Source organism: Vibrio sp. Vb1574, assembly GCF_033338675.1.
This window is the reverse complement of record NZ_JAWOTC010000500.1, coordinates 1-1,007: the sequence shown is the minus strand read 5'-3', so window position 1 is coordinate 1,007 and position 1,007 is coordinate 1. Positions and strand designations below refer to the sequence as shown.

Annotated in this window: 2 protein-coding genes; both read left to right on the top strand. The window is 47.1% G+C overall.

Going from position 1 to position 1,007, the window contains the following annotated elements:
- The coding region (locus R7O12_RS27165) for a DoxX family protein (RefSeq protein WP_318127159.1) at window positions 1-296 on the top strand (296 nt) is incomplete at its 5' end.
- Between the two features lie 21 nt (window positions 297-317).
- Window positions 318-1,007: pirin family protein (locus R7O12_RS27160; protein WP_318127158.1), on the top strand; the 690-nt coding region annotated here is incomplete at its 3' end.

Sequence of the window (1,007 nt, the reverse complement as noted above, 5' to 3'; positions counted from 1 at the left end):
AATGGATGGCATCAATTGGACTTGGCCCTGGCGTATTGATGGCATTTCTTGCTGGTAGCGCAGAATTTTTCGGCGGCTTGTTTATTCTACTTGGTTTGCTGACACGCCCTGCGGCAGTCGCACTCTCATTCACTATGGTTGTGGCGATTTTCTCAGTGCACTTCGAAAACGGCTTATTTATGGCAAACAACGGCTACGAATTTGGCCTAGCTCTGCTAGCAGCAAGTGTTTCACTGGCCTTTTCTGGCGCAGGTAAAGCGGCGTTAGATAACTTCCTAAACAAAAAATTCTCCTAACCACGGACACTGGAGGCACTGATGATCACCGTAAGACACGCCGAAGACCGAGGTCGAGCAAACTTTGGCTGGCTAGACAGCAAACATACGTTTTCTTTTGGTAGCTATTACGATCCAAAACACATGGGCTTTTCTGAACTGCGAGTCATCAACGATGACCTAGTTCAACCCAACGCAGGCTTTGATACTCATGGTCACCGCGACATGGAGATCATCAGTTATGTGCTAGAAGGTGTTATTGCGCACAAAGACAGTGAAGGCAATGTACAAACGTTACCTGCGGGGGAGTTTCAGCTGATGTCGGCAGGTAAAGGCATTTACCACAGCGAATATAACGCATCAGAAACAGACCCTTTACGCTTTTTGCAAATTTGGATTCAACCTAACACCTTTGGGAATAAACCGGGCTACCAGCAAAAAGATTTTGGACGTAATGCAGGGTTAACCACCATTGCAACCCCAACGGGAGAGAGTGGCACACTGCACATCAAACAAGATGCGTATTTGTATCAATTGATTTTGGAGCCGAATCGCGAACTCGCCTTCGACATCCACTCTGGAAGAAATGTTTACGTTCATCAGGTATCGGGAGAGCTGCATATCGACAACACCCTGCTAACGGGCGGTGATGGCGCTAAAATCGAAGCACAGAGCAAGGTGACATTTCGTAACCTGACCAATCAATCAGTTACTGCGCTAATCTTTGACTTG